This is a genomic window from Microcella sp., from assembly GCF_033763155.1.
Taxonomy (GTDB): Bacteria; Actinomycetota; Actinomycetes; order Actinomycetales; family Microbacteriaceae; genus Microcella.
This window is the reverse complement of sequence record NZ_JANRKZ010000185.1, coordinates 1-5,517: the sequence shown is the minus strand read 5'-3', so window position 1 is coordinate 5,517 and position 5,517 is coordinate 1. Positions and strand designations below refer to the sequence as shown.

5 protein-coding genes are annotated in these 5,517 nt (G+C 68.6%); 2 read left to right on the top strand and 3 right to left on the bottom strand.

The features are described 5' to 3' along the window. Positions 1-1,495: 7,8-didemethyl-8-hydroxy-5-deazariboflavin synthase CofG (cofG, locus tag SFU54_RS07770; RefSeq protein WP_319015714.1), on the bottom strand; the 1,495-nt coding region annotated here is incomplete at its 3' end. 824 nt (positions 1,496-2,319) lie between these two features. Between cofG and SFU54_RS07765 the strand changes: the two genes are divergently transcribed. Next, positions 2,320-2,772 carry a hypothetical protein gene (locus tag SFU54_RS07765; RefSeq protein ID WP_319015713.1) on the top strand — a complete coding sequence of 151 codons (453 nt, stop codon included), beginning with the start codon at positions 2,320-2,322 and terminating at the stop codon, positions 2,770-2,772. Between the two features lie 94 nt (positions 2,773-2,866). On the opposite strand, the gene SFU54_RS07760 is transcribed toward SFU54_RS07765, so the two are convergent. Together SFU54_RS07760 and cofD are read right to left on the bottom strand one after the other, a co-directional pair. Continuing rightward, entirely contained in the window at positions 2,867-3,415 is a 549-nt protein-coding gene (locus SFU54_RS07760) for a hypothetical protein (protein ID WP_319015712.1), read from the bottom strand. 158 nt (positions 3,416-3,573) lie between these two features. Further along, positions 3,574-4,596 carry a 2-phospho-L-lactate transferase gene (gene cofD / locus SFU54_RS07755; RefSeq protein WP_319015711.1) on the bottom strand — a complete coding sequence of 341 codons (1,023 nt, stop codon included), beginning with the start codon at positions 4,594-4,596 and terminating at the stop codon, positions 3,574-3,576. Between the two features lie 168 nt (positions 4,597-4,764). Between cofD and SFU54_RS07750 the strand changes: the two genes are divergently transcribed. After that, positions 4,765-5,517: nitrilase-related carbon-nitrogen hydrolase (locus SFU54_RS07750; RefSeq protein ID WP_319015710.1), on the top strand; the 753-nt coding region annotated here is incomplete at its 3' end.

Genomic DNA, 5,517 nt, shown 5'->3' with positions numbered 1-5,517 from the left:
GCAACTCCGCCCAGTCGCCGTACACGTCGTCGAAGTCGCTGCGGGTTTCGGTGCGCCGACCCTCGGTGTCGATCGCAACGTGCAGGTCGGTGCGTCCGGTGCCGGCGCGGCTCGCCCAATCGGGGTCGGGCTCTTGCCACGGGATGCCCCGCAGCACGGCTTCCTCGTCGGCGAGCCCATCGGCTGCGGCCAGGGCCCGCACGTGCGGAACAATGCGCGGGTCGAGCCACGGCTCTTCGGCGCGCACGTAGTGGGGATGCGCGGTCAAGCGCTCGCGCAGCGTGAACCCTGACTCGGCGGTCAAGCGCGCGAGCTCGTCGATCTGCGGCCAGGGACGCTCCGGGTTGACGTGGTCGGGAGTCAGCGGGCTGACCCCACCCCAGTCGTCGATGCCGGCGCGGATGAGCAGGCCGAGTTCTTCCGCGTCGGTGAGGTTCGGCGGCGCCTGCACGCGAGCGCTCGGTCCGAGCACGAGGCGGCTCACGGCGACGGCGGCGATGTACTCCTGCAGCGCGAGGTCGTCGGCGGCGCGCATGGCCGTGCGCGGCTTGGCGCGGAAGTTTTGGATGATGACCTCTTGCACGTGCCCGTGCCGGCGCGAGGTCGTTCGAATGGCGAACATGCCGTCGACGCGTTCGGCGTAGGTTTCGCCGATGCCGAGCAGGAGGCCGGTTGTGAAGGGGATCGCGCTGCGTCCGGCGTCTTCGAGCACCCGCAAGCGCAGTTCGGGGTCTTTGTCGGGGCTTCCGAAGTGGGCGAGCCCCCGCGTTTCGAACAGCCGCTTGCTCGTGGTTTCGAGCATCATGCCCATGCTCGGCGCGACAGGCTTGAGGCGCTGCAGTTCTTGCCAGGTCATGACGCCGGGGTTGAGGTGTGGCAGCAGTCCGGTCTCTTCGAGCACGAGAATCGCGACCGATCGCAAGTAGTCGATCGTGGAGTCGTAGCCGCGAGCGTCGAGCCATTCGCGCGCCGCGGGCCAGCGGTCTTCGGGCCGGTCACCGAGCGTGAAGAGAGCTTCTTTGCAGCCGAGGGCGGCGCCCGCGCGCGCGATCTCGAGCACCTCGTCGGGGGAGAGGAAGGGCGCTGTGCCCTGCGCGGCGAGCTGGTTGGGAGTCTGCACGAACACGCAGTAGTGGCACCGGTCGCGGCACAAGTGCGTGAGCGGAATGAACACCTTGCGTGAGTAGGTGATGACGCCGGGACGTCCGGCTTTCTCGAGCCCCGCATCCCGCACACGGCTCGCGACGGTCAGCAGCCGCTCGAGGTCGTCGTGCCGGCAGTGCAGCAGCGTCTCGGCTTCGGTCGCGTCGAGCGTGACGCCCGACTCGGCCCGCTTGAGCGCCCGCGAGATCGCCGACGCCGTTGGCACAAACCCGGCTGGAGCACTGGTCGCTACGCCCGCCGCGCCTGCCGTCGTACCCGTCCCGCGGACAGCCGCGTTGCGGCTCGCGCCCGTCGCGCGCACGGGCGTGTTCTGTGGTGTGGACTCCGTCATGGATGCTCCTGGCAAGCCGAACGACAGCGGGCACGCTGGACCCGCCGGGCCGGGCACCTCAAGAGTGGCGCCACGCCGCGCCCCAGACCGGGCGCAACACGTTGTGCGCCCACCCTACTCGTGCCAGCCGCCGTTATCTTCCGTCGCGCGTTTCGTCGGAATCGTGCCACTCGACGGCGGGCGGGTCAGCCGGAGCCAGGACACCGGGCCTCCATCCGTATGCGGACGACTGCACGCTACCCGCTCCGGTCAAGGCGCTTCCAATGTCCCGCAGCGCTGCACGACCCCGGCGCCGAGCGAGACCAAGCGAGAGGCGCACAATGACGGCGATCACAACAACGGCACAGAAGGCTATCGGGATGATCGGCATCGCGTCTTCCCAGCTCATCGTCTCTCTGCTCCCTCCCCATGGCCGTGCGGCCGTCGCTGAGCGCCACATTACCGGGGGCGCTGTGTCGCACCGATGAGTGGTTCATCACGACGGAAGGTTGAGTCGACGCCGAGCGGACGCTGGCCTGCTCCGCCGCGGGATTAGGTGGGTGCTCCCGCGATCGCGCGGCCTTGCCCACCGTGCCCTCGCGATCGCGCGGCCTTGCCCACCGCGCCTTCGCGACAACGGAACGTCTTTGCGCAGCCTTCCAGAACCGCGGAAAAACAGGAGCAACGCTCAATGACTTCCGCGCTTCTGGAAGGCGCCGAGGTGAAGGTTCGCCGTGTCTGCGCTCGCTCGCTCGCCCCTCCTCACGCTGCCTCAACAGAAGTCGAGCTACACAGCGGCGTCGGGTGTCCAACGCGGTCGCGCGCTCACGCCACAGAATCGCGCGATGGCTGGATTCACGGGTTTCGACCGCGTTCTGCGCCGCTATGGGGGAATTGCGACGCGCCGCGAACTTCTCGCCGCGGGCTGGACCGAGACCGAGTTTTGGTTCGCGTTGCGGTACCGCAATCTCGACAGGATTCGGCAGGGCTGGTATGCCGCGAGCGACTTGCCGACGGATGCTCGAGCGGCGTGGCGCGCCGGCGGACCACTCGCGTGCGTGAGCGCCCTGCGGCATTACGGCCTACTCCCAGACGAGGAGGGTGCCGAGAGTGTGGTCGGAGGGACACTGCACATTTGCTTGCCGGCAGGTGGGCGCGTGGGGAGAGATGCGCCCGAGGGGCTCGTCGTGCACTGGAGTACAGCCGATCGCTATTCGGGTACGCGACAAGCGGTCTCACCTGAGGTTGCGCTTCGTCAAGCGCGCGCGTGTGCGCGACAAGCGGGCTTAACGCGCTGATCCCCCGCGGGAGACGAGCGCCCGGCGGGGGATCAGTGGGCGCGAAGCCCGGTTGCCTCAGTCCGCGTGACCTGCAGAACGAGGCGAGGCGTGACTACTGGTCGGCAGCAGCATCCTCGTCTGCGGGGCCGTGCGGGCCGTGGCCGCCAGGGCCGCGCTCGCCGCGGTCGGGGCGGTCGCCGTCGGCGGGGCGGTCGCCCTCGGCCGGCTCCACACCGTTGACGCGGTCGGTGATTCGCTGCTCGATCTCGGCGAGCCGAGCATCCGCCTCATCCTGCGTCAGGTCGCCCGCGGCGACGTGCTCGGCAATGTGCTCTTCGGCGTCAGCAACGAGCGCGTCGATGAGGTCAGCGACCTCCACGCCCTGTTGCTCGGCCAACTCGGCGAGCGTCGTGCCCGCCTCGCGTGCCGCCTTGAGCTCGTCTTCGGTGAGGTCGAGCACCGTCATGACTGTCTCGAGCCCCGGGCGGTCGCCGCGGGGGCCGTGACCCTCGCGACCGCGCTCGGACGTCGACGTCGAGCTCGACGCCGATGAGTCGGTGCTCGACGACGCGGCCATGGCGGCCGGGGCGAGAGCGAGACCGAACGCCGTGAGCGTACCGGCGGCGATGAGCGTGGTGATGGTTCGGGTCGTCTTACGCATTGTGAACTCCTTCGGTTCGAGCTGCGGATGCAGCGCGTGCGGTGACAAGACCCACCGTCGACCTCGAAGCTATGCGCTTTCTATGCCATTTCTATGAACGAGCGGGCACTCTGCCCAGGGGACCCACTGCGAGCCAGCGCACGCGACAGGCGGACTGGCTAGCGAGCGGCGGCTTGTGCGGCGTCGACCGCAGCGTCGGCGAGCGCGGCCGCGGTGTCGAGGTCGCGCATCCAGAGCGGCACCGCGTCGGCGGCGACGCCGTCCGCGCGCAACCCGGCGACAAGCGACTCGTCTTCGAGGCCCACGAGCCACGCATCGAGCAGGCCGCCTTGAGCCCGGGGGCCGTAGTGCCGGGCGACGGCGCCGGCATCCGTCGCCACACCGATCGTCGTGAGGCACGCGTCGGCCATACCGCGCACCGCGGATCCGGCGATGATGGGCGACACGCCCACGATCGGCGCCCGGCCCCGAGAGGCGCCAGCGCCGGCCGCGAGCACCGCATCGCGCATTCCCGGGATGCCCAGAATCGTGCCAATCGACACGACCGGGTTCGACGGCGCGATGAGCACGACGTCGGCCGCATCCAGGGCCGTGAGAGCGCCCGGCGACGGCGACGCGAGGTCGATGCCGCGCTGCTCAAATCGAAGGGCGGGCACCTGTGCGCGGTAGCGCGTCCACCACTCTTGAAAGTGCATGTCTTCTTCGGCCCCGGTGTCTGAGGCAACCCACACGTGGGTGTCGATCTCGTGATCGGTCGCGGGGTGCAGTCGGACCCCGCTGAGGTCCCAGCGCTCGTGCAGTCGAGCGACGACCTCCGACGGCGTGAGCCCCGACCGCAGCCACGCCGAGCGCGCAATGTGCGTTCCGAGGTCGAGGTCGCCGAGCGTGAACCACTCGGGAGTCACCCCGTACGCCTGCAGCTCGCCCGAGACGCGTTCGCTCTCGCCCACGCGGCCCCAGCCGCGCACTTCGTCGTTCTGGCCCGAGAGCGTGTAGAGCATGGAGTCGAGGTCGGGCGTGATGCGCAGGCCCGCGAGCCACCAGTCGTCACCCGTGTTGACGATGACGTCGATCGAGGCCTCGGCGAGGTCGCTCCCCACGGGCGCACGCCGCACGGCCTCGCGCAAACCGCGCACAAAGCGCGCGCCTCCGACTCCACCCGCGAGAACGACGATTCTCATGCGCCCCACGCTAGCGCCGCCTGCTGCGTGCTCATGTGCGCGCACATCTGTTCACCTGCGCGGATGCGCCATAGCGTGTCACGAGAGACGTCAGTGGCCGAAACGCGCCGGTAACAGCCGGGGCGCACACTGGCCCCTGTTCACTGATGCAGAGGGGAACCACCGCCGATGACCACCATCCGCGCCGCCATCACCCAGACCACCTGGACGGGCGACAAAGAGTCGATGATCGCCAAGCACGAGCAGTTCGCCCGCGACGCTGCCGCCGACGGCGCGCAGATCATCTGCTTTCAAGAACTCTTCTACGGCCCCTACTTCGGCATCATCGAAGACGCCAAGTACTACGACTACGCCGAGCCGGCTGACGGCCCGACTGTGCAGCGCTTCGCGAAGCTCGCAAAAGAACTGAAGATGGTCATGATCCTCCCGATCTACGAAGAAGACATGCCCGGCGTGTACTACAACACCGCCGTGGTCGTGGATGCTGACGGCTCGGTTCTCGGCAAGTACCGCAAGCACCACATCCCGAACCTCGACCGGTTTTGGGAGAAGTTCTATTTCCGCCCCGGAAACCTCGGCTACCCCGTGTTCGACACGGCCGTCGGCAAGGTCGGCGTGTACATCTGCTACGACCGGCACTTCCCTAAAGGATGGCGCGAGCTCGGCCTGAACGGTGCCCAGCTCGTGTTCAACCCGAGCGCGACCAAGCCCGGCCTCTCGAACCGGCTGTGGGAACTCGAGCAGCCCGCTGCGGCTGCCGCGAACCAGTACTTCATCGCTGCCAACAACCGCATCGGCACCGAGAGCGACGAGTTCGGCGACCTCGCCGTGACGTTCTACGGCAGCTCGTATTTCGTCGACCCGCGTGGCAACTACGTCGGTGACGTGGCGAGCCAAGACCAGACCGAGATCGTCGTGCGC